The organism is Enterobacter cloacae complex sp. IR5412, assembly GCF_049237385.1.
In the GTDB taxonomy this organism is placed as follows: Bacteria; Pseudomonadota; Gammaproteobacteria; order Enterobacterales; family Enterobacteriaceae; genus Enterobacter; species Enterobacter intestinihominis.
The window spans coordinates 180,259-202,551 of the sequence record NZ_JBMKHQ010000006.1 but is presented as its reverse complement, the minus strand read 5'-3'; the positions used below and the strand labels follow the sequence as shown (position 1 = coordinate 202,551).

The window sequence follows — 22,293 nt, the reverse complement described above, 5'->3', positions numbered from 1 at the left end:
CCGGTGGCGCTTCGCTTACCGGGCCTACGGGTTTTGTAGGCCGGGCAAACGCAGTGCCGCCCGGCGAAACAGGCAAACGAGGTTCTTATGTCCGTACTCGATCTAAACGCCCTTAATGACCTGCCAAAAGTTGAACGCATTCTGGCCCTGGCAGAAACTAACGCCCAACTGGAAAAGCTCGACGCCGAAGGGCGCGTGGCGTGGGCGCTGGAAAACCTGCCGGGAGACTATGTGCTTTCGTCGAGCTTTGGCATTCAGGCGGCGGTCAGTCTGCATCTGGTGAATCAGATCCGTCCGGACATTCCGGTGATCCTCACCGATACCGGTTATCTGTTCCCGGAGACCTATCAGTTTATCGACGAGCTGACGGACAAGCTCAAGCTGAACCTGAAGGTTTATCGCGCAACCGAAAGCGCGGCCTGGCAGGAGGCGCGTTACGGCAAGCTGTGGGAGCAGGGCGTTGAGGGCATCGAGAAATACAATGAGATCAACAAGGTCGAGCCGATGAACCGCGCGCTGAAAGAACTTCATGCGCAGACGTGGTTTGCTGGGCTCCGCCGCGAGCAGTCCGGGAGCCGGGCAACGCTGCCGGTGCTGGCGGTGCAGCGTGGCGTGTTCAAAGTGCTGCCGATCATCGACTGGGATAACCGCACGGTGTACCAGTATCTGCAAAAGCACGGGCTGAAGTACCATCCGCTGTGGGATCAGGGCTACCTGTCGGTAGGCGACACCCATACCACGCGTAAATGGGAACCGGGAATGGCGGAAGAAGAGACGCGATTCTTTGGGCTGAAGCGCGAGTGCGGGCTGCACGAAGGGTAATGTTTTTTCGCCCGGTGGCGGCTACGCCTTACCGGGCCTACGTTTCGTGCCGTTGTAGGCCCGGTAAGCGCAGCGCCACCGGGCTTAATTGCATCAGGCTTTCCCCGCTTTCGCCAGCTCCTTCACCAGCGGCAGCATCACTTTCACGACATCCCGGCTGCGGTGCTCAATCCGCTGCGGCAGCGCTTTATCAATGTGCTGCTGATTATCCAGCCGCACATCATGCCAGCTGGTCCCGTCCGGGAAGGCTTTCGATTTGCTGCGCTGCTGATAGCCATCTTTTTTGCCCAGCGCCCAGTTCGTCGCCTCGACGTACAGCACCGGAATGCCCGCCTTATCAAACACTTCACCGTCATTACAGCAGCCTGTGCCTTTGGGATAATCGGGGTTACCGCCCGGATTTGTCGCGGCATAGACGCCATGCGTGCGGGCAAGCGCCAGCGCGCGGTCGCGGGTGAGTTTACGTACGCTGCTCGGCGTGCTCTGTCCGCTATTAAAATAGAGCTTATCCCCCACGATCAGATTATCGAGGTTAATCACCAGCAACGTATTTTTCTTCTCCTCAGCGCTCATGCGCTTAAGGAGATTCTCAGCGCCGAGTTTTCCTTCTTCTTCGCCGCTGGTCGCAACAAAGCGAATGCTGTATTTCGTCGGAATATTCTTCAGGCGTTCGGCCAGCTCAAGCATCACGCCCAGCCCCGCCGCATTGTCATCCAGTCCCTGAAGCGTCAGCCCGCCGAGGTTATTATCGACATCAGCGTCGCTCATCGGCGTGTAGGTATCAAGGTGCGCCATAATAATAATCTGCTCAGCCGCCTTTCCTTCGTGCGCCGCAATGACCGTGCTGCCGGTTACGTTATGCCAGTTCTGCGTTTTATTGCGTGAGGTATAGATGTAGCGGCTGTGGAAAGCGCGAATGTCGCTCTCATAGCCCATATCCGCAAACTGCTGACGAATATAGTCTGCCGAGAGCATTTCGGCTGGGGTTCCGGTCATGCGGCCCGGAAAGACCGTCGCAATATGCCGCGCCTGCATACTGGCTATTTCACCGTAAGATTGATTTTTTGCCTGAGCCGGAAGGATAAAGCAAACGCCGAGCGCCAGGGCAACGAATCGGTGGCGCATTGCGGAAAACATAGTGAGTCCTTAAAAACAGAGCAAAATTTTAACCCGCATAGTATGAAACTGTGATCGGGTAGACACAATTTGAATTGCGCTTAAATGCCCGAAATTTCGCGTGTTAAGCACTTTTTGATATTTGCTTTTCCACGGCGTTATTCCATTGAGTAACTACTCATTCCAATTCGTAATTTCATTCGATCTAAGCCGCCCCCTATAGTCCCTTTATTCCTGGTTGTTAGTGAGTTGTTGCCTGTGGACTATCTCCCCCTTTTTGCCGCCTTGAAAGACCGACCGGTACTGGTTGTCGGGACGGGTGAAATTGCCGATCGCAAAATCGCGTTCCTGCAACGCGCCGGGGCGCAGATGCAGGTCGTTGCAGAGGCGGATTTTGAAGAGTCTCAGATCGACAGCGTGGTGCTGGTGATTGCGGCAACCGAAGATCGGGCGCTCAACCGCCGAATCTCCGACGCAGCTCAGGACCGTCACCGTCTGGTGAACGTGGTAGACGACCAGCCGCTGTGCTCGTTTATCTTCCCGTCGATTGTTGACCGCTCGCCGCTGCTGGTGGCGATCTCCTCCGGCGGCACCGCACCGGTGCTGGCGCGCGTGCTGCGGGAAAAAATCGAAGCGCTGCTGCCGACCAGCCTCGGGCGCATGGCGGAGAAGGCCAGCTACTGGCGCAACCACCTTAAAACGCGTCTGACCAGCGTGACGGAACGCCGTCGCTTCTGGGAGCGTGTGTTTCGCGGCCGCTTTGCCAGCCTGATGCATGCCGGTAACGAGACGGCGGCGCAACAAATACTCGAAGACGAACTGGATAACCCCGGCAGTACGGGCGGGGAGATCATTCTGGTGGGCGCCGGGCCGGGCGATGCCGGGCTGCTCACGCTGCGTGGCCTCCAGGTTCTTCAGGATGCGGATGTCGTGTTCTACGACCATCTGGTCACCGACGGTATTCGCGAACTGATCCGCCGTGACGCGGAGCAAATCTGCGTTGGTAAACGTGCCGGCGAGCACTCCGTACCGCAGCACGACACCAATCAAATGCTGATTGCCGCCGCGAAAGCGGGCAAGACCGTGGTGCGCCTGAAAGGGGGCGACCCGTTTATCTTCGGCCGTGGTGGCGAGGAGTTGCAGGCGGCAGCCGAAGCGGGCGTCCCGTTCCAGGTGGTCCCCGGCATTACGGCGGCGTCTGCCGTCACGGCCTACGCCGGTATTCCGCTGACCCATCGCGATTACGCCCAGAGCGTGACCTTTGTGACCGGGCATTATAAAGCCGACAGCACGCCGTTTGACTGGTCGCATCTCGCCCAGAGCCGACAAACGCTGGCGATTTATATGGGCACGATGAAAGCGGCAGACATCAGCGAACAGCTTATTCAGCACGGTCGCGATGCGACGACGCCGGTAGCAGTGATCTCCCGCGGGACACGCGTCGATCAGCATGTCGCCATCGGCACTTTACAAGACCTTGCAACCCTGGCGAAAGACGCCCCGATGCCCGCCCTGATCGTGGTGGGAGAAGTGGTGCAGTTGCACAGCTCGCTCGCCTGGTTCCAACACACAACCGACACAGAAGGCTTCGGCGCTTCTGTTGTAAATTTGGCTTAAGGAACGGTTATGGACCAAAAACGACTTACTCACCTGCGGCAGCTCGAAGCGGAAAGTATCCACATTATCCGCGAAGTGGCCGCCGAGTTCTCTAACCCGGTGATGATGTACTCCATCGGTAAAGATTCCAGCGTCATGCTGCACCTGGCGCGTAAAGCGTTTTATCCGGGGACGCTGCCGTTCCCGCTGCTGCATGTGGATACCGGCTGGAAATTCCGCGAGATGTACGAGTTTCGTGACCGTACCGCCAAAGCCTACGGCTGCGAGCTGCTGGTGCACAAAAACCCGGAAGGGGTGGCGATGGGCATCAACCCGTTCGTGCACGGCAGCGCCAAGCATACCGATATCATGAAAACTGAAGGGCTGAAGCAGGCGCTGAATAAATACGGTTTTGATGCGGCCTTCGGCGGCGCACGGCGTGACGAAGAGAAATCCCGCGCCAAAGAGCGTATCTACTCTTTCCGCGACCGCTTCCACCGCTGGGACCCGAAAAACCAGCGTCCGGAGCTGTGGCACAACTACAACGGCCAGATCAACAAGGGCGAAAGCATTCGCGTCTTCCCGCTCTCCAACTGGACCGAGCTGGATATCTGGCAGTACATCTATCTGGAAAATATTGAGATCGTTCCGCTGTATCTGGCAGCAGAGCGCCCGGTCCTGGAGCGCGACGGCATGCTGATGATGATCGACGACGATCGCATTGATTTACAGCCGGGTGAAGTGATCAAAAAACAGATGGTCCGTTTCCGTACTCTCGGCTGCTGGCCGTTGACCGGCGCGGTGGAATCCAGTGCGCAGACGCTGCCGGAGATCATCGAGGAGATGCTGGTGTCGACCACCAGTGAGCGACAGGGCCGCGTGATTGACCGCGACCAGGCAGGCTCCATGGAGCTGAAGAAACGTCAGGGTTATTTCTAAGGAGCCGCCATGAATACGACTATTGCCCAACAAATTGCCGATGAAGGCGGCGTAGAAGCTTATCTGCACGCCCAACAGTACAAAAGTCTGTTGCGTTTCCTGACCTGCGGCAGCGTTGATGACGGGAAAAGTACCCTGATTGGTCGTCTGCTGCACGACACGCGACAAATTTACGAAGATCAGCTCTCTTCCCTGCACAATGACAGTAAACGCCACGGCACCCAGGGCGAAAAACTCGACCTGGCGCTGCTGGTGGACGGCTTGCAGGCGGAGCGCGAGCAGGGCATTACCATTGATGTCGCCTATCGCTACTTCTCTACCGAAAAGCGCAAATTTATTATCGCCGACACCCCGGGGCATGAGCAGTACACCCGTAACATGGCGACCGGCGCGTCCACCTGTGACCTGGCGATCCTGCTGATGGACGCCCGTAAAGGCGTGCTGGATCAGACGCGTCGTCACAGCTTTATCTCTACGCTGCTGGGGATCAAACACCTGGTGGTGGCGGTGAACAAAATGGATCTGGTGGACTACAGCGAAGCGCGATTCGACGAGATCCGCCAGAGCTACCTGACCTTTGCTGAACAGCTGCCGGGCAACCTCGATATTCGCTTTGTGCCGCTGTCGGCGCTGGAAGGGGATAACGTCGCCTCTCAGAGCGCGAACATGCCGTGGTACAGCGGCCCGACGCTGCTGGAGGTGCTGGAAACCGTTGAAATTCAGCGCGTGGTTGAGACCCAGCCGATGCGCTTCCCGGTGCAGTACGTAAACCGTCCGAACCTCGATTTCCGCGGCTTCTCCGGCACCCTTGCGTCCGGCTCGGTCAACGTGGGCCAGCGCGTGAAGGTGCTGCCGTCCGGCGTGGAATCGACCATTGCCCGTATCGTCACCTTTGATGGCGATCTGGACGAAGCAGGGGCAGGTGAAGCGGTAACCCTGGTGCTAAAAAACGAGATTGACATCAGCCGCGGCGATCTGCTGGTCGACGCGCAGGAAACGCTGGCGGCGGTGCAGGGCGCATCCGTGGACGTGGTGTGGATGGCGGAACAGCCCCTGACCGCAGGCCAGAGCTATGACATTAAAATTGCCGGCAAGAAAACCCGCGCCCGCGTGGACGGCATTCAGTTCCAGGTGGACATCAACAACCTGACCCACCGTGACGTGAGCGAGCTGCCGCTGAATGGCATCGGTCTGGTGGATCTGACCTTCGACGAGCCGCTGGTGCTGGATCCATATCAGCAGAATCCGGTGACGGGCGGGCTGATCTTTATCGACCGCCTGACCAACGTCACCGTCGGCGCCGGGATGGTCCGTGAGCCAAACGCGCAGGCTACCGTGGCCTCTGAGTTCAGCGCGTTTGAACTTGAGCTGAATGCGCTGGTGCGTAAACACTTCCCGCACTGGGGCGCACGCGATTTGCTGGGAGGCAAGTAATGGCTGCCCATGATGAGAACGTCGTCTGGCATCCTCATCCGGTCACCGTCGCCCAGCGCGAACAGCTCCACGGTCACCGTGGGGTTGTGCTGTGGTTTACCGGGCTGTCTGGCTCCGGTAAATCCACGGTGGCAGGCGCGCTGGAAGAGGCGCTGCATCAGCAGGGAGTGAGCACCTACCTGCTGGACGGCGACAACGTGCGTCACGGCCTGTGTAGCGATTTAGGGTTCAGCGATGAAGACCGTAAAGAGAACATTCGCCGGGTGGGAGAAGTCGCCAGCCTGATGGCGGATGCCGGGCTGGTGGTGCTGACGGCGTTTATCTCACCGCACCGCGCCGAACGTCAGATGGTGCGTGAGCGCGTGGGCCGGAATCGCTTCATTGAAGTGTTTGTGGATACGCCGCTGGCAATCTGCGAAGCGCGCGATCCGAAAGGGCTGTATAAAAAAGCCCGCGCGGGAGAGCTGCGAAACTTCACCGGTATTGACTCGGTTTACGAAGCGCCTGAATCCCCTGAGATTCATCTGGAAGGTCAACAATTGGTAACAAATTTAGTAAGCCAATTATTAGACCTGCTCAGACGGGACGATATTATCAGATCCTGAGACGGTATCGTTCGGGAGCTGTCTTCCCGAGCGATGAGTCACGGTCACAGGATTAGCTATGCGCAACAGTGAAAACTACATGATTACCACCGGGTCGGAACCGTTAACGACCGACGACGAGACGACCTGGTCCTTCCCTGGGGCGATTGTCGGCTTTGTGTCGTGGCTACTGGCGCTGGGTATCCCGTTCTTGATCTACGGTGGAAACACCCTCTTTTTCTTCCTCTATACCTGGCCTTTCTTCCTCGCGCTGATGCCCGTTGCGGTTGTGGTGGGCGTGGCGCTGCACTCCCTTTTCAACGGCAAGCTCCTGTATAGTACGCTCATCACTATCGCCACCGTTGTGGTCATCTTTGGCCTGCTGTTTTTATGGCTGATGGGCTAACTTACGGCATAATTAAAACCCCGCAGTAGAGTCCAGCGGAAAGTTATGGGATGATGATGCCGTTTTTTCAGGGGGCAGGATGGGTAAACTAACGCTGCTGTTGCTGGCTTTGCTGGTCTGGCTGCAATATTCGCTGTGGTTCGGCAAAAACGGACTGCACGACTACAGCCGGGTGAGCGATGACGTCGCGGCACAGCAGGCGACAAACGCCAAACTTAAAGCGCGTAACGATCAACTTTTTGCTGAAATTGATGACCTCAATGGCGGCCAGGAGGCGATTGAGGAGCGCGCACGCAATGAACTTAGTATGACTAAGCCGGGCGAAACGTTTTATCGCCTGGTTCCGGATGCGTCTAAACGCAATCAGGGCTCCGCACAAAACAATCGATAATCAGGCCCAGGATTACGACATGGCAGCAACTTTTTCGGACGTCTGTGCCGTGGTGCCGGCCGCAGGTTTTGGCCGGCGTATGCAGACAGAATGTCCTAAGCAGTATCTCTCAATTGGCGATAAAACGATCCTCGAGCACGCCGTGGCGGCGCTGCTGGCGCATGCCCGGGTGAAACGCGTTGTTATTGCCATCAGCCCCGGCGATGCACGTTTTGCGCAGCTCCCGCTGGCGAATCATCCTCAGATTACCGTCGTTGACGGCGGCGCAGAGCGGGCTGACTCCGTTCTGGCGGGCATTCAGGCTGCCGGGAACGCGCAGTGGGTGCTGGTGCACGATGCCGCGCGTCCGTGTCTGCATCACGACGATCTGTCGCGTCTGCTGGCCCTGAGTGAAACCAGTAAAGTGGGCGGCATTCTGGCCGCCCCGGTGCGTGACACCATGAAGCGTGCCGAACCGGGTAAACCGGCGATTGCCCACACCGTCGAGCGCGTCGATCTATGGCACGCGCTGACGCCACAATTTTTTCCCCGCGAATTACTCCACGACTGCTTAACGCGAGCGCTTAAAGAAGGTGCGACCATTACGGACGAAGCCTCGGCGCTGGAGTATTGCGGTTTCCACCCCACGCTTGTTGAAGGACGCGCTGATAATATAAAAGTGACGCGCCCGGAAGACTTACAGCTCGCGGAATTTTATCTTACCCGTACGACCCCTCAGGAGAAGGCATAATGCGTATTGGACACGGTTTTGATGTACACGCCTTTGGTGGCGTTGGCCCAATTATCATTGGCGGCGTGCGCATTCCTTACGAAAAAGGTCTGCTGGCGCATTCTGATGGCGACGTGGCGCTGCATGCGCTGACCGACGCGCTGCTGGGTGCCGCCGCGCTGGGCGACATTGGCAAACTGTTCCCGGACACCGATCCTGCTTTTAAAGGCGCAGACAGCCGCGAACTGCTGCGCGAAGCCTGGCGTCGTATTCAGGCCAAAGGCTACACCCTCGGCAACGTTGATGTGACGATCATTGCTCAGGCACCAAAGATGCTGCCGCACATCCCTCAGATGCGCGTGTTTATCGCTGAAGATCTGGGTTGCCATATGGACGACGTCAACGTCAAAGCGACCACCACGGAGAAGCTGGGCTTTACCGGTCGTGGCGAAGGCATTGCCTGTGAAGCCGTGGCGCTGCTGGTGAAGGCGGCCAAATGACGGATTTCGACAATCTGACGTATCTGCACGGTAAACCGCAGGGCAAGGGTCTGCTGAAAGCCAACCCTGAAGATTTCGTGGTAGTGGAAGATCTGGGTTTTGAGCCGGACGGCGAAGGCGAGCACATCCTGGCGCGCATTCTGAAAAACGGCTGCAACACCCGCTTCGTGGCGGACGCGCTGGCAAAATTCCTCAATATTCACGCCCGCGAAGTGAGCTTTGCCGGTCAAAAAGATAAACATGCCGTGACCGAACAGTGGCTTTGCGCCCGCGTGCCCGGCAATGCCATGCCCGATTTAAGCAAATTTGAGCTTGAGGGCTGTAAGGTACTGGAGTACGCCCGCCATAAACGCAAATTGCGTCTGGGCGCACTGAAAGGCAATGCCTTTACCCTAGTGTTGCGCGAAGTGACCGAACGCGAGGACGTTGAAAAACGCCTAAAGGCCATAAACGAACGCGGCGTACCAAACTATTTCGGTGCTCAGCGCTTTGGTATCGGTGGTAGCAACCTGCTGGGCGCGCTGCGCTGGGCGCAAAGCGGTGCACCGGTGCGCGATCGTAATAAACGCAGTTTTTGGTTGTCGGCGGCCCGCAGTGCGTTGTTTAATCAGATTGTGAGCGAACGGCTGAAAAAACCGGACGCGAATCAAGTTGTTGTCGGCGATGCGCTACAATTAGCGGGACGCGGAAGCTGGTTTGTGGCAACGGCCGAAGAGATGGCCGATGTCCAGTCGCGCGTGGACGGTAAAACGCTGATGATTACCGCCGCCTTGCCGGGTTCAGGCGACTGGGGAACCCAGGGCGAGGCGCTGGCCGCTGAGCAGTCAGCGGTGGCGGATGCGCCAGAATTACAATCGTTGCTGGTGCGGGAAAAGGTCGAGGCGGCACGCCGTGCGATGCTCCTCTACCCGCAACAACTGAGCTGGAACTGGTGGGATGACGTAACCGTCGAGTTACGCTTCTGGCTGCCGGCAGGTAGCTTTGCCACCAGTGTTGTCAGGGAACTTATCAACACGTCGGGTGATTATGCGAATATTGCTGAGTAACGATGACGGGATCCATGCGCCAGGTATTCAGACGCTGGCGAAACACCTCCGCGAATTTGCGGATGTGCAGGTCGTGGCTCCCGATCGTAACCGCAGTGGCGCGTCTAACTCATTGACGCTGGAATCTTCACTTCGCACCTTTACCTTTGAGAATGGCGATATTGCCGTCCAGATGGGGACGCCGACCGACTGCGTGTTTCTGGGCGTGAACGCGCTGATGCGCCCGCGGCCAGACGTTGTGGTCTCCGGCATCAATGCCGGGCCAAATCTTGGCGATGATGTGATTTACTCCGGCACCGTGGCTGCGGCGATGGAAGGGCGTCACCTGGGGTTTCCGGCGCTGGCGGTCTCGTTAAACGGTCACACCCACTATGACACAGCCGCCGCGGTGACCTGCTCCATTCTCCGTGCGCTTGGCCGCGAGCCGCTGCGTACCGGACGTATCCTCAATATTAACGTGCCGGACCTCCCGCTGGACGAGATCAAAGGGATCCGCGTGACGCGCTGTGGCAGTCGCCATCCTGCCGATCAGGTTATTCCCCAGCAGGATCCGCGCGGCAATACTCTGTACTGGATCGGCCCGCCGGGAGATAAATGCGATGCCGGGCCAGACACCGACTTCGCTGCGGTGGATGAAGGGTACGTTTCCGTTACGCCGTTGCACGTAGATTTAACCGCTTATAGCGCGCATGATGTGGTGTCGGACTGGTTAGATCGGGTCGGAGTGAACGCGCAATGGTAAGTAAACGTGTACAAACTCTTCTGGAACAATTACGCGCACAGGGGATCGCCAACGAGCAGGTGCTGAACGCGCTTGCCCAGGTTCCCCGTGAGAAGTTTGTAGATGAGGCGTTTGAACACAAAGCGTGGGAAAACGTGGCGCTGCCCATTGGGCAAGGCCAGACGATTTCGCAGCCCTACATGGTGGCGCGTATGACGGAGCTTCTGGAGCTAACGCCAGAGTCCCGGGTGCTGGAAATTGGCACCGGTTCAGGGTATCAAACCGCGATCCTGGCTCACCTTGTGCACCATGTCTGTTCGGTGGAACGGATTAAAGGGTTGCAGTGGCAGGCGCGCCGTCGCCTGAAACAGCTTGATTTACATAATGTATCGACACGCCACGGCGATGGATGGCAGGGTTGGCAGGCTCGCGCCCCGTTTGACGCCATCATTGTCACGGCAGCGCCACCTGAAATCCCCACTGCGCTTCTTTCGCAGCTGGACGAGGGTGGCATTCTTGTATTGCCCGTCGGCGATGAGCAGCAGCTTTTGAAGCGCGTTCGTCGACGCGGCGGCGAGTTTATTATCGATACCGTGGAAGCCGTGCGCTTTGTGCCCCTGGTTAAGGGCGAACTGGCCTGAGACTCGGATTTTTCCAGGGTTATTAAGGCAAATTCAGCGTATGGTGTGGCGCGATAGATTCGTGCCATCACGGTTATTTTTAAGTCACTAGTAGTTAACACATTCCTGGGGGATAAATGAGCGCGGGAAGCCCAAAATTCACCATCAGCCGTGTTGCGGCATTATCACTGGTTTCGCTCTGGCTGGCAGGCTGTACAAGTTCAAATAACGCGCCTGCGCCCGTCAGTTCCGTTAATGGAACCAGCGGCTCGGGTAACACGTCCAGCGGAATGTTGATCACCCCTCCGCCTAAAATGGGCACCTCAACGGCGCAGCAAACTCCGCAGATCCAGCCGGTTCAGCGTCCAGTTACGCAGCCTACGCAGATTCAGGCAGTGGAACAGCCTGTTCAGACTGAAAATGGCCGTATAGTGTATAACCGTAAGTATGGGAACATTCCGAAAGGTAGCTATACCGGCGGCAGCACCTATACCGTGAAGCGCGGCGATACGCTGTTCTATATTGCCTGGATCACCGGGAACGATTTCCGCGATCTGGCACAGCGAAACAACGTCCAGGCCCCGTATGCTCTGGAAGTCGGGCAAACGCTTCAGGTTGGCAACGCGACGGGGACACCGCTTACGCCAGGCAACACCGTTTCAGCGGCCGACGTAACTGCGCAAAATAACAGCGTTACTCCTGCACAAAAAACCACCACGGTGGTTGCTTCACAACCTGTAATTACGTATTCTGAGGATTCAGGTGATCAGAGTGCTAACAAAATGTTGCCGAATAATAAAGGTACTGCGACTGTTGTCACAGCACCGACTACGGCACCTGTGGTTAGCTCTACTGTACCGACTGCAAGCAGTCAGAATGCCAGCTCGTCAATCACCACCTGGCGCTGGCCAACTGACGGCAAGATTATCGAGAACTTCGCTACCTCTGAGGGGGGCAACAAAGGGATCGATATCGCAGGCAGTAAAGGACAGGCAATCATCGCGACCGCAGACGGACGCGTTGTCTATGCCGGTAACGCACTGCGCGGTTACGGTAATCTTATTATCATCAAACATAACGATGATTACCTGAGTGCCTACGCCCATAACGACACTATGCTGGTCCGGGAACAACAAGAAGTTAAGGCGGGGCAAAAAATCGCTACCATGGGTAGCACCGGAACCAGTTCTACACGCTTGCATTTTGAAATTCGTTACAAGGGGAAATCCGTAAACCCGCTGCAATATTTACCGCAGCGATAAATTGACGGGGCATGCCAGCCAGGGTGTCTCGTCCAGGGATCACGGGTAGGAGCCACCTTTATGAGTCAGAATACGCTGAAAGTTCATGATTTAAATGAAGACGCGGAATTTGATGAGAACGGATCAGAGGCTTTTGACGAAAAAGCCTTAGTAGAAGAGGAACCCAGTGATAACGATTTGGCTGAAGAAGAGCTGTTATCGCAGGGTGCCACACAGCGTGTGCTGGACGCGACTCAGCTTTACCTTGGGGAGATTGGTTACTCCCCACTGCTAACGGCCGAAGAAGAAGTCTATTTCGCACGTCGTGCTTTGCGTGGTGATGTTGCCTCGCGTCGTCGCATGATCGAAAGTAACCTGCGACTGGTCGTGAAAATTGCCCGCCGTTACGGCAATCGTGGTCTGGCTCTGCTGGATCTGATTGAAGAGGGCAACTTAGGTCTCATCCGCGCAGTTGAGAAGTTTGACCCGGAACGTGGGTTCCGTTTCTCAACCTACGCGACCTGGTGGATTCGTCAGACCATCGAACGGGCTATTATGAACCAGACCCGTACGATTCGACTGCCGATCCACATCGTCAAAGAGTTGAATGTTTATCTGCGTACCGCGCGCGAGTTGTCCCATAAACTGGACCACGAGCCAAGTGCGGAAGAGATTGCAGAGCAACTCGACAAACCGGTTGATGACGTAAGCCGTATGCTGCGTCTCAACGAGCGCATTACCTCGGTTGACACCCCGCTGGGTGGTGACTCCGAAAAAGCGCTGCTGGACATTCTGGCCGATGAAAAAGACAACGGCCCGGAAGACACCACGCAGGACGATGACATGAAACAGAGCATCGTCAAATGGCTGTTCGAACTGAACGCCAAACAGCGTGAAGTGCTGGCACGTCGTTTCGGTTTACTGGGGTATGAAGCTGCGACACTGGAAGATGTCGGCCGTGAGATTGGCCTGACCCGTGAACGTGTTCGTCAGATTCAGGTTGAAGGGCTACGCCGCCTGCGTGAAATCCTGCAAGGGCAAGGTCTGAATATCGAAGCGCTGTTCCGCGAGTAAGCAACCATTCGTCAGAAAAGGCCCGTCGTGAGACGGGCCTTTTTTATGCCTTACGATTGCGCCGTTTCGTGCAGCAAACGCCAGGTGATGTTATCCCCTTCCTGATTAAGCACCGCGGTTGACCAGCGCACGTTGACGGGCTGGCCAGGCCGGGTTTGCGTCTCCCGGTAATGGAGCACCGCGCCGTTGTCCCATGTCTGAAGCGTCGTTAGCGCATCAATGCCGATCCTGAGCCCGGGTCGGGTTCCCCGCTGCGCATATAAAAATTGGGCCAGAGCGTGATGATCTAAATGTGTGCCACTCGGTGGAACCATCAGAAAATCCGGACGGAAACGGGCGTGCAGGGTGTCCCGATCGCCTTCGCCTGCACCTAACCAGTTTTCAAGGGCGACGTGGATGTCGAGGATCTCTTGTTCGAAATGGGTCATGGTTGCTCCTGTTGCAGTTGCGCAAGTAACTGCGTGTTATTAAGACGGTAGACGTACAGTACGGGCAGCAGAGTGATAACTGCGGCAAAAATAAACATCCCGTGCCAGGCGGCCAGCGGCGTAAAATAAGCTTGCATGAAGCTCAGCGCCTGCGCCAGCAGCAGGGTACCCGCAAAAAAGCTCAACTGACGATTCAGATTCCATAGCGCACTGGCATCAGGCATATCTTCCCGCCGCGTTGTCAAAAACGCGCTGCTCTGAGCCGTACTGCTGCAAAGGCTTCCCCCCGCACCCATTAACGCAAACGCAACGGCAGGTAACAGCATAGCCGGGCCGACGTTAATTAAAAGCAGAATGCCCGTTGCCTGCAAAAGGCAACCGATGACCACCAGCGGCCGCGGGCCGATACGGTTGAAATAGCGTCCTGTCGCGGTGATAGCCAAAAACGATGCCACAGACCACGGCAGCATAAGCATGCCCGTTGCGGTGGGCGTCATATTGGCCTCGCTCTGAAGGTAATACATGCCCGTTACGTTCACGCCAATAAAGATGCCGGGTACGCATACATAGATAAGCATGGATAAGCGCAACAGCGGATCCGTCAGCAAAGACAGGTTTACTATTCTGGTGGTGTTTATCGGTGACGGTTCTGTTTTAAGCCACGCGCAGGCCAAAACAAAGGTGACAATGGCGACGGGCAGGGTGGCAAAAAATATCCAGCGCCAGCTGAATGTCTGAACCAGCATGCCGCCCACAGCCGGTGAGCAGGCGGGGGCAAGCAGCGCGACCAGCATCACCGCCGAGGTGAGTCTGGCCCGCTCATGAGGCTTAAACTGTTGCCAGGTCAGCGCCTGACCAACCGGGATCAGTAAACCCCCTCCGGCGCCCTGCACGACGCGCCAGGCAATCAAACTTTCCAGCGAAGATGAGAGACCCGCCGCAACGGAGGCCGCGCTAAAGAGAAGCAGTGAGAGCAGAATAACGCGCTTCGGCCCGACGCGGCGCGTCAGAATACTGCTGAATGGGATGACTAACGTCAGCCCGGCAATGTATCCGTTACTTACCCAGGCAAGCGCGGAAGGTGTGGTATTGAATGCGTGAGCCATCGCCGGAAAGGCGACGCTGGCAATAAACATGTTTATCAAATCAAGGAAAAAGCCGAGCAGAAAGACGACGGCGATTTTGCTGCGATACGTCATGGAAGTTCCTCCGGTGAGGTGGCGTATCGTATCGGCCCGCGCGTTACGGATAAACGCGACAAAGGACGATATACTGTCAACATTATTTTGACAGTTAACCAGGCAAGCGATGCTTAATTTACAGCGTACGGCGATGTTTATCGCCGTAGCGGACACCGGCAGTTTCACCGCCGCGGCGGAGGCGATGGGGCTGACAAAAGCGGTGGTCAGCTTTCATATTCGTCAGCTTGAAGAGGAGCTGGGCGTCACCCTGTTGCTGCGAACCACCCGACGCCTGACGCTGACCGAAGCGGGGAAGCTCTTTCATCAACGAAGCGTGATGCTGTTACGGGATGCAGAGCGATTGCAGGATGATGTTCGCGCCAACCACGCCGGGCTGACGGGAGAACTGCGGATCACCACCACGCCCGAGTATGGCTCGCAGGTGGTGGTGCCTTTGCTGGCTGAGTTTAGCCAGCTGCACCCTGATCTCCGCGTGCGGCATGTCTCGTCCTCTTTGCATGCCGATCTTATCGCCGAGCGCTTCGATGTCGCTATCCGGCTCGGCACGCTTGCAGATTCGCGCTACCATGCCGCGTTGATGACCTCCTTCACCATCCTGCCCGTGGCGACGCCATGCTGGCTGGCAAACCATCCGGTTGACTCGCTGGAGCAGCTGGCGGAAGCGGACTGGATCATTCACGAGCGTTTAACGTCGCCGCTGCGCTGGCAGGTGAGAGGCGTTGATCGGCATCCGGTTTCCTTTGAGATCAGAAAAGCGCCGCGCCTGTATGCAGACAGTGCCCAGGCATTGATGGCTTTTGCCCTCGCGGGATGTGGCGTGGCGCTGTTGCCGGAGTGGCTGGTGCGTAACGCACTGGATACAGGGAAGCTGGTCTCGCTGTTACCGGAGTACACGTTTGCTCAGCAGGGCATCTATGCTGTTTATCCCGATGCCCGGCATGTGCCCGCGAAAGTGCGAACATTTATTGATTTTATGCGCGTCAGGGTTACTTAACCCTGCATCATCTTTTTAATGAGCGCTGAAAATTGCTCTCGTTCCGCGCCGTTAAGGCGCCCTAAAAACGCCTCATCCACCTCATTTCCAATCGGTTTACTGCTCTCAAGCAGGGCCTCACCTTCGGCCGTCAGAAAGACAAACCGACGGCGTTTGTCCGCCGGATCGTGCTCGCGCCTGACCAGGCCGCGTGCTTCCATGCGGCTCAGCATTTCTGCCAGCGTCGCTTTGGTGCTCACCGCGACTTCAGTCAGGGCAACCTGCTCAATGCCAGGATTTTCAGCAATTGACCGCATCACCGCATATTGTGGTTTGGTCAGTTCGGGCAATGCGTGTTGCCACTGGGCGGTATGCTGTTGAAAAAGCTGACGTAGCAGGTGAAAAGCTTCTTGTCTTAACTCCATGGACACTCCGACGGAAAAATATTCCCTCTATGATAGCCGCTCTCGGGCTGAATTTTAACGCGAGAGTTTTTAGCGAATAGTGTGATCGTATGCGAACGATCTTGTCAGCAGCAGGATCGAGGCGTAGTTTAGTTAACATGTTCGTATACGAACAAACTAATTGAGGTGCTGAATGAGATTGATTGTGGGAATGACGGGCGCGACGGGTGCGCCATTAGGCGTGGCGTTGTTGCAGGCGCTGCGGGAAATGCCGGAGGTGGAAACGCATCTGGTGATGTCGAAGTGGGCAAAAACCACGATTGAGCTGGAAACGCCCTTCACTGCGCATGACGTTGCTGCACTGGCGGATGTCGTCCATAGCCCGGCCGATCAGGCTGCCACCATTTCCTCCGGCTCGTTTCGCACCGACGGCATGATCGTCATTCCGTGCAGCATGAAAACGCTGGCGGGTATCCGCGCGGGCTACGCCGAAGGGCTGGTAGGGCGTGCGGCAGACGTGGTGCTGAAAGAGGGACGCAAGCTGGTGCTGGTTCCGCGTGAGACGCCGCTCAGCACCATCCATCTTGAGAACATGCTTGCCCTTTCCCGCATGGGCGTGGCGATGGTGCCGCCTATGCCTGCGTACTACAACCACCCACAAACCGCCGATGACATAACCCAGCATATCGTGACCCGCGTTCTCGACCAGTTTGGTCTGGAGCATAAAAAAGCCCGACGCTGGGAAGGTTTGCAGGCAGCGAAACATTTTTCACAGGAGAATAAAGATGGCATTTGATGATTTGAGAAGCTTCTTGCAGGCGCTCGATGAGCAAGGGCAGCTGCTGAAAATTGAGGAAGAGGTAAACGCTGAGCCGGATTTAGCGGCCGCCGCCAACGCTACCGGACGCATTGGCGATGGTGCGCCTGCGCTGTGGTTCGATAATATTCGCGGCTTCACCGATGCCCGTGTGGTGATGAACACTATCGGCTCGTGGCAAAACCACGCTATTTCGATGGGGCTGCCAGCAAATACCCCGGTGAAAAAACAGATCGACGAGTTTATTCGTCGCTGGGACAAATTCCCCGTCTCGCCAGAGCGTCGTGCAAATCCGGCCTGGGCGCAGAACACGGTGGACGGGGAAGACATCAACCTGTTCGACATTCTGCCGCTGTTCCGCCTGAACGACGGTGACGGGGGCTTTTATCTCGATAAAGCGTGCGTTGTCTCCCGCGATCCGCTCGACCCCAAACACTTCGGCAAGCAGAACGTCGGGATTTACCGTATGGAAGTGAAGGGCAAGCGTAAGCTCGGCCTGCAACCGGTGCCGATGCATGATATTGCGCTGCATCTGCATAAGGCCGAAGAGCGCGGCGAAGACCTGCCTATTGCCATTACGCTGGGTAACGATCCGATCATCACCCTGATGGGCGCCACGCCGCTGAAATACGATCAATCCGAGTATGAGATGGCCGGTGCGCTACGCGAAAGCCCGTATCCGATTGCGACGGCTCCGCTGACCGGTTTTGATGTGCCGTGGGGGTCGGAAGTGATCCTGGAAGGGGTGATTGAAGGCCGAAAACGTGAGATTGAAGGGCCATTCGGTGAGTTTACCGGACACTACTCCGGCGGGCGCAACATGACGGTCGTGCGCATTGATAAAGTCTCTTACCGCACAAAACCCATTTTCGAATCTCTCTACCTGGGGATGCCGTGGACCGAGATTGATTATCTGATGGGGCCCGCTACCTGCGTGCCGCTCTATCAGCAGCTGAAGGCGGAATTCCCGGAAGTGCAGGCGGTAAACGCCATGTACACCCACGGCCTGCTGGCGATTATCTCCACCAAAAAACGATACGGCGGTTTTGCCCGTGCGGTCGGGCTCCGCGCCATGACCACGCCACACGGTCTGGGTTACGTGAAAATGGTGATTATGGTGGATGAGGACGTCGATCCGTTTAACCTGCCGCAGGTGATGTGGGCGCTGTCATCGAAGGTCAATCCGGCTGGCGATCTGGTGCAGCTACCGAATATGTCTGTGCTGGAGCTTGACCCCGGCTCCAGCCCGGCGGGGATCACTGACAAGCTGATCATTGATGCCACCACCCCAGTCGCTCCGGACAACCGTGGTCACTACAGCCAGCCGGTACAGGATCTCCCTGAAACCAAAGCCTGGGCCGAAAAACTGACCGCGATGCTGGCGGCACGTCAATAAGGAGGAAAAGATGATTTGTCCACGTTGTGCCGATGAACAAATTGAAGTGATGGCAACATCACCGGTGAAAGGTGTCTGGACGGTATACCAGTGTCAGCACTGTCTGTATACCTGGCGCGATACCGAACCGCTGCGCCGTACCAGCCGTGAGCATTACCCGGAAGCGTTCCGCATGACGCAGAAGGATATTGATGAGGCACCGCAGGTGCCGACGATCCCGCCGCTGCTGTAATAAAAAGCCCGGAGGCGGCTGTGCTTACCGGGCGTTAATATTGTGCGGTCTTTTGCCCGGTGGCGCTACGCTTACCGGGCCTACGGGTTTTGTAGGCCGGGTAAGGCGAAGCCGCCACCCGGCAAAAAAGACCGCAGAGAACTAAACCAGACTCTTCAACCGATAAATCCACTCCAGCGCCTGACGCGGCGTCAGCGAATCCGGATCGAGATTTTCCAGCGCTTCCACAGCCGGAGAGGTCTCTTCCGGCACCGCCAGCAGTGACATCTGCGTACCATCTATCTGCGTAGCTGCCGCATTCGGTGACAAACTTTCCAGCTCACGCAATTTCTGACGCGCGCGCTTAATCACCTCTTTCGGCACACCCGCCAGCGCGGCGACGGCCAGGCCATAGCTCTTGCTTGCCGCGCCGTCCTGCACCGTGTGCATAAAGGCGATGGTGTCGCCGTGCTCAAGCGCATCAAGGTGGACGTTAGCCACGCCTTCCATTTTCTCTGGCAGCTGTGTCAGTTCGAAATAGTGCGTCGCGAACAGCGTCAGCGCCTTGATTTTATTCGCCAGACTTTCCGCGCACGCCCAGGCCAGGGACAGGCCGTCATAGGTGGAGGTACCGCGTCCTACTTCGTCCATCAACACCAGACTGTTCTCTGTCGCGTTATGCAGAATGTTGGCGGTTTCGGTCATCTCGACCATAAAGGTAGAGCGACCGCTCGCCAGATCGTCAGCCGCACCCACACGGGTGAAGATACGGTCGACAGGGCCAATCTCAACCTTCTGCGCCGGAACGTAGCTGCCGATGTAGGCGAGCAGCGCGATAAGGGCTGTCTGGCGCATATAGGTACTTTTACCGCCCATATTGGGGCCGGTAATGATCAGCATTCTTCGCTGCGGTGACAGATTCAACGGGTTGGCAATAAACGGCTCGTTCAGCACCTGCTCAACCACCGGATGGCGACCTTCGGTAATGCGAATACCGGGTTTGTCAGTAAAGGTAGGACAGGTGTAGTTCAGCGTTTCGGCGCGCTCGGCCAGGTTTACCAGCACATCCAGCTCGGCCAGCGCAGCGGCGCTCATTTGAAGGTCAGCCAGATGCGGCATCAGGATGTCGAACAGCTCGTCATACAGCTGTTTCTCCAGCGCCAGCGCTTTACCTTTCGACGTGAGCACTTTGTCTTCGTACTCTTTCAGCTCGGGAATAATGTAGCGCTCGGCATTTTTCAGCGTCTGGCGGCGAACGTAGTGAATCGGTGCCAGGTGGCTCTGCCCACGACTGATCTGGATATAGTAACCGTGTACGGCGTTGTAGCCGACTTTCAGGGTGTCGAGCCCCAGACGTTCACGCTCGCGGATTTCCAGCTTATCCAGATAATCCGTCGCGCCATCGGCCAGCGCACGCCATTCGTCCAGCTCTTCGTTATAACCCGGAGCAATAACCCCGCCATCCCGCACCAGAACAGGCGGCGCATCAATGATGGCGCGTTCCAGCAGTTCGCGAAGCTCGGTAAATTCGCCCATGGTTTCGCGCAGCTTTTGCACTGGCGCGCTGTCAATCTCTCCCAGCTGAGCGCGCAGTTCCGGCAACTGCTGGAAAGCGTGACGCATACGGGCGAGATCGCGTGGACGCGCGGTACGCAATGCCAGGCGCGCCAGGATACGCTCAAGATCACCCACCTGACGCAGCACCGGCTGCAATTCGGTGTAACGATCCTGCAATGCGGCAATGGTTTGCTGACGGCCAATCAGCGTTTCGGTGTTGCGGATCGGCATATGCAGCCAGCGTTTGAGCATACGGCTGCCCATGGGGGTAACCGTGCTGTCAAGAACCGACGCCAGCGTATTTTCCATGCCGCCAGCGAGGTTCTGCGTGATCTCCAGGTTGCGGCGCGTGGCGGCATCCATGATGATGCTGTCCTGCTGACGCTCCATGGTAATTGAACGGATATGGGGCAGGGCGGTACGCTGCGTATCCTTCACGTACTGCAACAGACAGCCTGCGGCACATAGCCCGCGCGGGGCATTTTCCACACCAAAGCCAATCAAATCGCGCGTGCCAAATTGCAGGTTCAACTGCTGGCGCGCGGTATCAATTTCGAACTCCCACAGTGGACGACGACGCAGTCCGCGGCGACCTTCAATCAGCGCCATCTCGGCGAAATCCTCTGCATAAAGCAGTTCTGCCGGATTGGTGCGCTGTAGTTCAGCCGCCATGGTTTCACGGTCAGCCGGTTCACTCAGGCGAAAACGACCGGAGCTGATATCCAGCGTGGCGTAGCCAAACCCTTTACCGTCCTGCCAGATCGCCGCCAGCAGGTTATCCTGGCGCTCCTGAAGCAGGGCTTCATCGCTGATTGTTCCCGGCGTCACGATGCGTACGACCTTGCGCTCAACGGGGCCTTTCGACGTGGCCGGGTCGCCAATTTGTTCGCAGATAGCGACAGACTCGCCCTGGTTCACCAGCTTCGCCAGATAGTTTTCAACCGCGTGATGCGGGATACCCGCCATCGGGATGGGCTCGCCTGCCGACGCGCCACGTTTCGTCAGAGAAATGTCGAGCAGCTGAGACGCACGTTTCGCATCGTCATAAAAAAGCTCGTAAAAATCGCCCATACGGTAAAACAGCAGAATTTCCGGATGCTGTGCCTTCAGCTTCAGGTACTGCTGCATCATTGGCGTATGCGCGTCGAAATTGTCGATTGTGCTCATGGAGTTATTATATCCATTTCTTTGAAAATATTACGCTTTGAGCGGCTCAATGGCCGATTGTTCCTTCTATTGTCGCATGAAAAAAAGGTGCGGCGCAGAAAAAAGTCACGACTTTACGAGGCATCTTCCGCTATTAATTCAATGATGATTTTTCCGTGCTCGACGCCCACCCGAACCTGCGAGTTGGTAGTAAATCCCGCTTGTTCAAGCCAGTCGCCTTTCAGGCTTAGCGCTGCGTGTACGCTGTAGCGTTTTGGAATTTTCGTTTTACGGTCTTCATGACGTTTTCTGAAGTAACCCACTTTTAAGTGCCGATAGGGTTTGGCGATCGCGATCTGTTGCATAGGCTCTCCGGTGAATGCGGTTATTTACACCTGTATAAAATACCAGTAAAACGCAGCGAGGGGAGGGGTAATTCTGGAAGGACGCTTCAGAAAACGGAATGCAATAACTGAAAATGTGCGGATAAAAAGGTATTATAAATGCACTTTATTGTTGAGGACGACGTTATGTCCGGTAAACGTATTTCACGAGAAAAAAAGACGATCGCCAGAATGATCGCCCTGTACGAAAACAGGTGTCCACACGCCATAAAGAAAGAGGGGCACTATTCGGCGCTTAAGGCTTATGCCGATAAGCGGCTGGATAAATGCGTATTTGGTGAGGAAAAACCTGCCTGCAAACAGTGCCCGGTGCACTGTTATCAGCCCGCCCGACGGGCAGAGATGAAGCAGGTGATGCGCTGGGCAGGGCCACGTATGTTATGGCGTCATCCGATTCTGACCATCCGACATCTGATCGACGATCGTCGTCCGGTTCCGGAATTACCGGAAAAGTATCGGCCTAAAAAATAATCGTCTCAGCGCCGCAGTGGACGACAAATCACGCTCAGGGCTACGGCGCGGCGCAGGCAGACAGAAAAAGAGCACCAAATATCCC

The 22,293-nt window shown here is 56.6% G+C and carries 26 protein-coding genes; 19 read left to right on the top strand and 7 right to left on the bottom strand.

The genetic code is table 11. From position 1 onward, the window contains the following. Window positions 1-87: 87 nt before the first annotated feature. Window positions 88-822: a phosphoadenosine phosphosulfate reductase gene (gene cysH, locus ACOTX2_RS13425; RefSeq protein WP_063147446.1), complete on the top strand. Its 735-nt coding sequence runs from the start codon at window positions 88-90 to the stop codon at window positions 820-822. A gap of 93 nt (window positions 823-915) precedes the next feature. On the opposite strand, the gene ACOTX2_RS13420 is transcribed toward cysH, so the two are convergent. Further along, on the bottom strand, window positions 916-1,959 hold the full coding sequence (locus tag ACOTX2_RS13420; RefSeq protein ID WP_063147447.1) for an aminopeptidase: 1,044 nt from the start codon (window positions 1,957-1,959) through the stop codon (window positions 916-918). 237 nt (window positions 1,960-2,196) lie between these two features. On the opposite strand from ACOTX2_RS13420, the gene cysG reads away from it, so the two are divergent. The 11 genes from cysG (at window position 2,197) to ACOTX2_RS13365 (ending at window position 10,905) form a co-directional block, all read left to right on the top strand. After that, complete coding sequence (gene cysG, locus ACOTX2_RS13415; RefSeq protein WP_063147448.1) at window positions 2,197-3,555, top strand: siroheme synthase CysG; 1,359 nt, start codon at window positions 2,197-2,199, stop codon at window positions 3,553-3,555. A gap of 9 nt (window positions 3,556-3,564) precedes the next feature. Then, window positions 3,565-4,473, top strand: a complete 909-nt coding sequence (gene cysD, locus ACOTX2_RS13410; protein WP_006811770.1) for a sulfate adenylyltransferase subunit CysD — start codon at window positions 3,565-3,567, stop codon at window positions 4,471-4,473. Between the two features lie 9 nt (window positions 4,474-4,482). Next, window positions 4,483-5,907, top strand: coding sequence for a sulfate adenylyltransferase subunit CysN (gene cysN, locus ACOTX2_RS13405; RefSeq protein WP_063147449.1), 1,425 nt, complete (start codon window positions 4,483-4,485; stop codon window positions 5,905-5,907). Continuing rightward, a complete protein-coding gene (gene cysC, locus ACOTX2_RS13400; protein ID WP_022649188.1) occupies window positions 5,907-6,512 on the top strand; it encodes an adenylyl-sulfate kinase in 606 nt (201 codons plus the stop codon). Before cysN ends, cysC begins: the two co-directional genes overlap by 1 nt. A gap of 58 nt (window positions 6,513-6,570) precedes the next feature. After that, entirely contained in the window at window positions 6,571-6,897 is a 327-nt protein-coding gene (locus tag ACOTX2_RS13395) for a DUF3561 family protein (RefSeq protein WP_006811767.1), read from the top strand. A 79-nt stretch (window positions 6,898-6,976) separates the two neighbouring features. After that, entirely contained in the window at window positions 6,977-7,288 is a 312-nt protein-coding gene (gene ftsB / locus ACOTX2_RS13390; protein WP_003862095.1) for a cell division protein FtsB, read from the top strand. 19 nt (window positions 7,289-7,307) lie between these two features. Next, window positions 7,308-8,018 carry a 2-C-methyl-D-erythritol 4-phosphate cytidylyltransferase gene (gene ispD, locus ACOTX2_RS13385; protein WP_000741569.1) on the top strand — a complete coding sequence of 237 codons (711 nt, stop codon included), beginning with the start codon at window positions 7,308-7,310 and terminating at the stop codon, window positions 8,016-8,018. Then, entirely contained in the window at window positions 8,018-8,497 is a 480-nt protein-coding gene (gene ispF, locus ACOTX2_RS13380; RefSeq protein WP_003862097.1) for a 2-C-methyl-D-erythritol 2,4-cyclodiphosphate synthase, read from the top strand. Before ispD ends, ispF begins: the two co-directional genes overlap by 1 nt. After that, on the top strand, window positions 8,494-9,543 hold the full coding sequence (truD, locus tag ACOTX2_RS13375) for a tRNA pseudouridine(13) synthase TruD (protein WP_100148756.1): 1,050 nt from the start codon (window positions 8,494-8,496) through the stop codon (window positions 9,541-9,543). Before ispF ends, truD begins: the two co-directional genes overlap by 4 nt. After that, window positions 9,524-10,285, top strand: a complete 762-nt coding sequence (surE, locus tag ACOTX2_RS13370) for a 5'/3'-nucleotidase SurE (protein WP_017382816.1) — start codon at window positions 9,524-9,526, stop codon at window positions 10,283-10,285. The genes truD and surE overlap by 20 nt, the downstream gene beginning before the upstream one ends. Then, window positions 10,279-10,905, top strand: a complete 627-nt coding sequence (locus ACOTX2_RS13365; RefSeq protein ID WP_022649184.1) for a protein-L-isoaspartate(D-aspartate) O-methyltransferase — start codon at window positions 10,279-10,281, stop codon at window positions 10,903-10,905. Before surE ends, ACOTX2_RS13365 begins: the two co-directional genes overlap by 7 nt. 94 nt (window positions 10,906-10,999) lie before the next feature. On the opposite strand, the gene ACOTX2_RS13360 is transcribed toward ACOTX2_RS13365, so the two are convergent. Beyond that, complete coding sequence (locus ACOTX2_RS13360; RefSeq protein ID WP_306173474.1) at window positions 11,000-11,131, bottom strand: peptidase; 132 nt, start codon at window positions 11,129-11,131, stop codon at window positions 11,000-11,002. Here ACOTX2_RS13360 and nlpD point away from each other — a divergent pair. Together nlpD and rpoS are read left to right on the top strand one after the other, a co-directional pair. Further along, a complete protein-coding gene (gene nlpD / locus ACOTX2_RS13355) occupies window positions 11,073-12,146 on the top strand; it encodes a murein hydrolase activator NlpD (protein WP_306307778.1) in 1,074 nt (357 codons plus the stop codon). The genes ACOTX2_RS13360 and nlpD overlap by 59 nt on opposite strands. 60 nt (window positions 12,147-12,206) lie before the next feature. Next, the gene (gene rpoS / locus ACOTX2_RS13350) at window positions 12,207-13,199 is read left to right on the top strand and encodes an RNA polymerase sigma factor RpoS (protein ID WP_022649182.1); all 993 of its coding nucleotides are present in this window, start codon (window positions 12,207-12,209) and stop codon (window positions 13,197-13,199) included. Between the two features lie 50 nt (window positions 13,200-13,249). Here rpoS and ACOTX2_RS13345 read toward each other — a convergent pair whose 3' ends face one another. Both ACOTX2_RS13345 and ACOTX2_RS13340 read right to left on the bottom strand, forming a co-directional pair. Continuing rightward, a complete protein-coding gene (locus tag ACOTX2_RS13345) occupies window positions 13,250-13,627 on the bottom strand; it encodes a DUF4440 domain-containing protein (RefSeq protein ID WP_063147451.1) in 378 nt (125 codons plus the stop codon). Then, window positions 13,624-14,826 (bottom strand): MFS transporter, encoded by a 1,203-nt coding sequence (locus ACOTX2_RS13340; RefSeq protein WP_063147452.1) that lies wholly within the window; start codon window positions 14,824-14,826, stop codon window positions 13,624-13,626. The genes ACOTX2_RS13345 and ACOTX2_RS13340 overlap by 4 nt, the downstream gene beginning before the upstream one ends. A 109-nt stretch (window positions 14,827-14,935) precedes the next feature. Between ACOTX2_RS13340 and ACOTX2_RS13335 the strand changes: the two genes are divergently transcribed. Further along, window positions 14,936-15,823 (top strand): LysR family transcriptional regulator, encoded by an 888-nt coding sequence (locus tag ACOTX2_RS13335; protein ID WP_063147453.1) that lies wholly within the window; start codon window positions 14,936-14,938, stop codon window positions 15,821-15,823. Here ACOTX2_RS13335 and ACOTX2_RS13330 read toward each other — a convergent pair. Then, on the bottom strand, window positions 15,820-16,227 hold the full coding sequence (locus tag ACOTX2_RS13330) for a MarR family winged helix-turn-helix transcriptional regulator (protein ID WP_022651767.1): 408 nt from the start codon (window positions 16,225-16,227) through the stop codon (window positions 15,820-15,822). The genes ACOTX2_RS13335 and ACOTX2_RS13330 overlap by 4 nt on opposite strands. 172 nt (window positions 16,228-16,399) lie before the next feature. On the opposite strand from ACOTX2_RS13330, the gene ACOTX2_RS13325 reads away from it, so the two are divergent. Genes ACOTX2_RS13325 through ACOTX2_RS13315 form a run of 3 tightly spaced genes read left to right on the top strand, consistent with a single transcriptional unit; the run spans window position 16,400 to window position 18,651 of the window. Then, entirely contained in the window at window positions 16,400-17,002 is a 603-nt protein-coding gene (locus ACOTX2_RS13325; protein ID WP_003862111.1) for a non-oxidative hydroxyarylic acid decarboxylases subunit B, read from the top strand. Then, window positions 16,992-18,419: a non-oxidative hydroxyarylic acid decarboxylases subunit C gene (locus ACOTX2_RS13320; RefSeq protein WP_421625924.1), complete on the top strand. Its 1,428-nt coding sequence runs from the start codon at window positions 16,992-16,994 to the stop codon at window positions 18,417-18,419. The genes ACOTX2_RS13325 and ACOTX2_RS13320 overlap by 11 nt, the downstream gene beginning before the upstream one ends. 10 nt (window positions 18,420-18,429) lie before the next feature. Continuing rightward, window positions 18,430-18,651 (top strand): non-oxidative hydroxyarylic acid decarboxylases subunit D, encoded by a 222-nt coding sequence (locus ACOTX2_RS13315; protein WP_038416597.1) that lies wholly within the window; start codon window positions 18,430-18,432, stop codon window positions 18,649-18,651. 141 nt (window positions 18,652-18,792) lie between these two features. On the opposite strand, the gene mutS is transcribed toward ACOTX2_RS13315, so the two are convergent. Together mutS and ACOTX2_RS13305 are read right to left on the bottom strand one after the other, a co-directional pair. Then, window positions 18,793-21,354 carry a DNA mismatch repair protein MutS gene (mutS, locus tag ACOTX2_RS13310; RefSeq protein WP_022649176.1) on the bottom strand — a complete coding sequence of 854 codons (2,562 nt, stop codon included), beginning with the start codon at window positions 21,352-21,354 and terminating at the stop codon, window positions 18,793-18,795. Between the two features lie 113 nt (window positions 21,355-21,467). After that, on the bottom strand, window positions 21,468-21,698 hold the full coding sequence (locus ACOTX2_RS13305; protein WP_022649175.1) for a SymE family type I addiction module toxin: 231 nt from the start codon (window positions 21,696-21,698) through the stop codon (window positions 21,468-21,470). A gap of 165 nt (window positions 21,699-21,863) precedes the next feature. On the opposite strand from ACOTX2_RS13305, the gene ACOTX2_RS13300 reads away from it, so the two are divergent. Continuing rightward, window positions 21,864-22,208: a nitrous oxide-stimulated promoter family protein gene (locus tag ACOTX2_RS13300; protein ID WP_074134664.1), complete on the top strand. Its 345-nt coding sequence runs from the start codon at window positions 21,864-21,866 to the stop codon at window positions 22,206-22,208. Window positions 22,209-22,293 lie beyond the last annotated feature (85 nt).

Excerpts from the sequence above, each read along its gene's own strand:
- surE (WP_017382816.1), top strand. The coding sequence starts at position 9,524 with ATGCGAATATTGCTGAGTAACGATGACGGGATCCATGCGCCAGGTATT.
- cysH (WP_063147446.1), top strand. The coding sequence starts at position 88 with ATGTCCGTACTCGATCTAAACGCCCTTAATGACCTGCCAAAAGTTGAA.
- ACOTX2_RS13320 (WP_421625924.1), top strand. The coding sequence starts at position 16,992 with ATGGCATTTGATGATTTGAGAAGCTTCTTGCAGGCGCTCGATGAGCAA.
- ACOTX2_RS13325 (WP_003862111.1), top strand. The coding sequence starts at position 16,400 with ATGAGATTGATTGTGGGAATGACGGGCGCGACGGGTGCGCCATTAGGC.
- ACOTX2_RS13365 (WP_022649184.1), top strand. The coding sequence starts at position 10,279 with ATGGTAAGTAAACGTGTACAAACTCTTCTGGAACAATTACGCGCACAG.
- ACOTX2_RS13300 (WP_074134664.1), top strand. The coding sequence starts at position 21,864 with ATGTCCGGTAAACGTATTTCACGAGAAAAAAAGACGATCGCCAGAATG.
- mutS (WP_022649176.1), bottom strand. The coding sequence starts at position 21,354 with ATGAGCACAATCGACAATTTCGACGCGCATACGCCAATGATGCAGCAG.
- cysN (WP_063147449.1), top strand. The coding sequence starts at position 4,483 with ATGAATACGACTATTGCCCAACAAATTGCCGATGAAGGCGGCGTAGAA.
- ACOTX2_RS13420 (WP_063147447.1), bottom strand. The coding sequence starts at position 1,959 with ATGTTTTCCGCAATGCGCCACCGATTCGTTGCCCTGGCGCTCGGCGTT.
- ACOTX2_RS13345 (WP_063147451.1), bottom strand. The coding sequence starts at position 13,627 with ATGACCCATTTCGAACAAGAGATCCTCGACATCCACGTCGCCCTTGAA.
- ACOTX2_RS13330 (WP_022651767.1), bottom strand. The coding sequence starts at position 16,227 with ATGGAGTTAAGACAAGAAGCTTTTCACCTGCTACGTCAGCTTTTTCAA.
- ACOTX2_RS13305 (WP_022649175.1), bottom strand. The coding sequence starts at position 21,698 with ATGCAACAGATCGCGATCGCCAAACCCTATCGGCACTTAAAAGTGGGT.
- ispF (WP_003862097.1), top strand. The coding sequence starts at position 8,018 with ATGCGTATTGGACACGGTTTTGATGTACACGCCTTTGGTGGCGTTGGC.
- ACOTX2_RS13315 (WP_038416597.1), top strand. The coding sequence starts at position 18,430 with ATGATTTGTCCACGTTGTGCCGATGAACAAATTGAAGTGATGGCAACA.
- ACOTX2_RS13340 (WP_063147452.1), bottom strand. The coding sequence starts at position 14,826 with ATGACGTATCGCAGCAAAATCGCCGTCGTCTTTCTGCTCGGCTTTTTC.
- cysC (WP_022649188.1), top strand. The coding sequence starts at position 5,907 with ATGGCTGCCCATGATGAGAACGTCGTCTGGCATCCTCATCCGGTCACC.
- ftsB (WP_003862095.1), top strand. The coding sequence starts at position 6,977 with ATGGGTAAACTAACGCTGCTGTTGCTGGCTTTGCTGGTCTGGCTGCAA.
- truD (WP_100148756.1), top strand. The coding sequence starts at position 8,494 with ATGACGGATTTCGACAATCTGACGTATCTGCACGGTAAACCGCAGGGC.
- cysD (WP_006811770.1), top strand. The coding sequence starts at position 3,565 with ATGGACCAAAAACGACTTACTCACCTGCGGCAGCTCGAAGCGGAAAGT.
- rpoS (WP_022649182.1), top strand. The coding sequence starts at position 12,207 with ATGAGTCAGAATACGCTGAAAGTTCATGATTTAAATGAAGACGCGGAA.
- ACOTX2_RS13395 (WP_006811767.1), top strand. The coding sequence starts at position 6,571 with ATGCGCAACAGTGAAAACTACATGATTACCACCGGGTCGGAACCGTTA.
- ispD (WP_000741569.1), top strand. The coding sequence starts at position 7,308 with ATGGCAGCAACTTTTTCGGACGTCTGTGCCGTGGTGCCGGCCGCAGGT.
- ACOTX2_RS13335 (WP_063147453.1), top strand. The coding sequence starts at position 14,936 with ATGCTTAATTTACAGCGTACGGCGATGTTTATCGCCGTAGCGGACACC.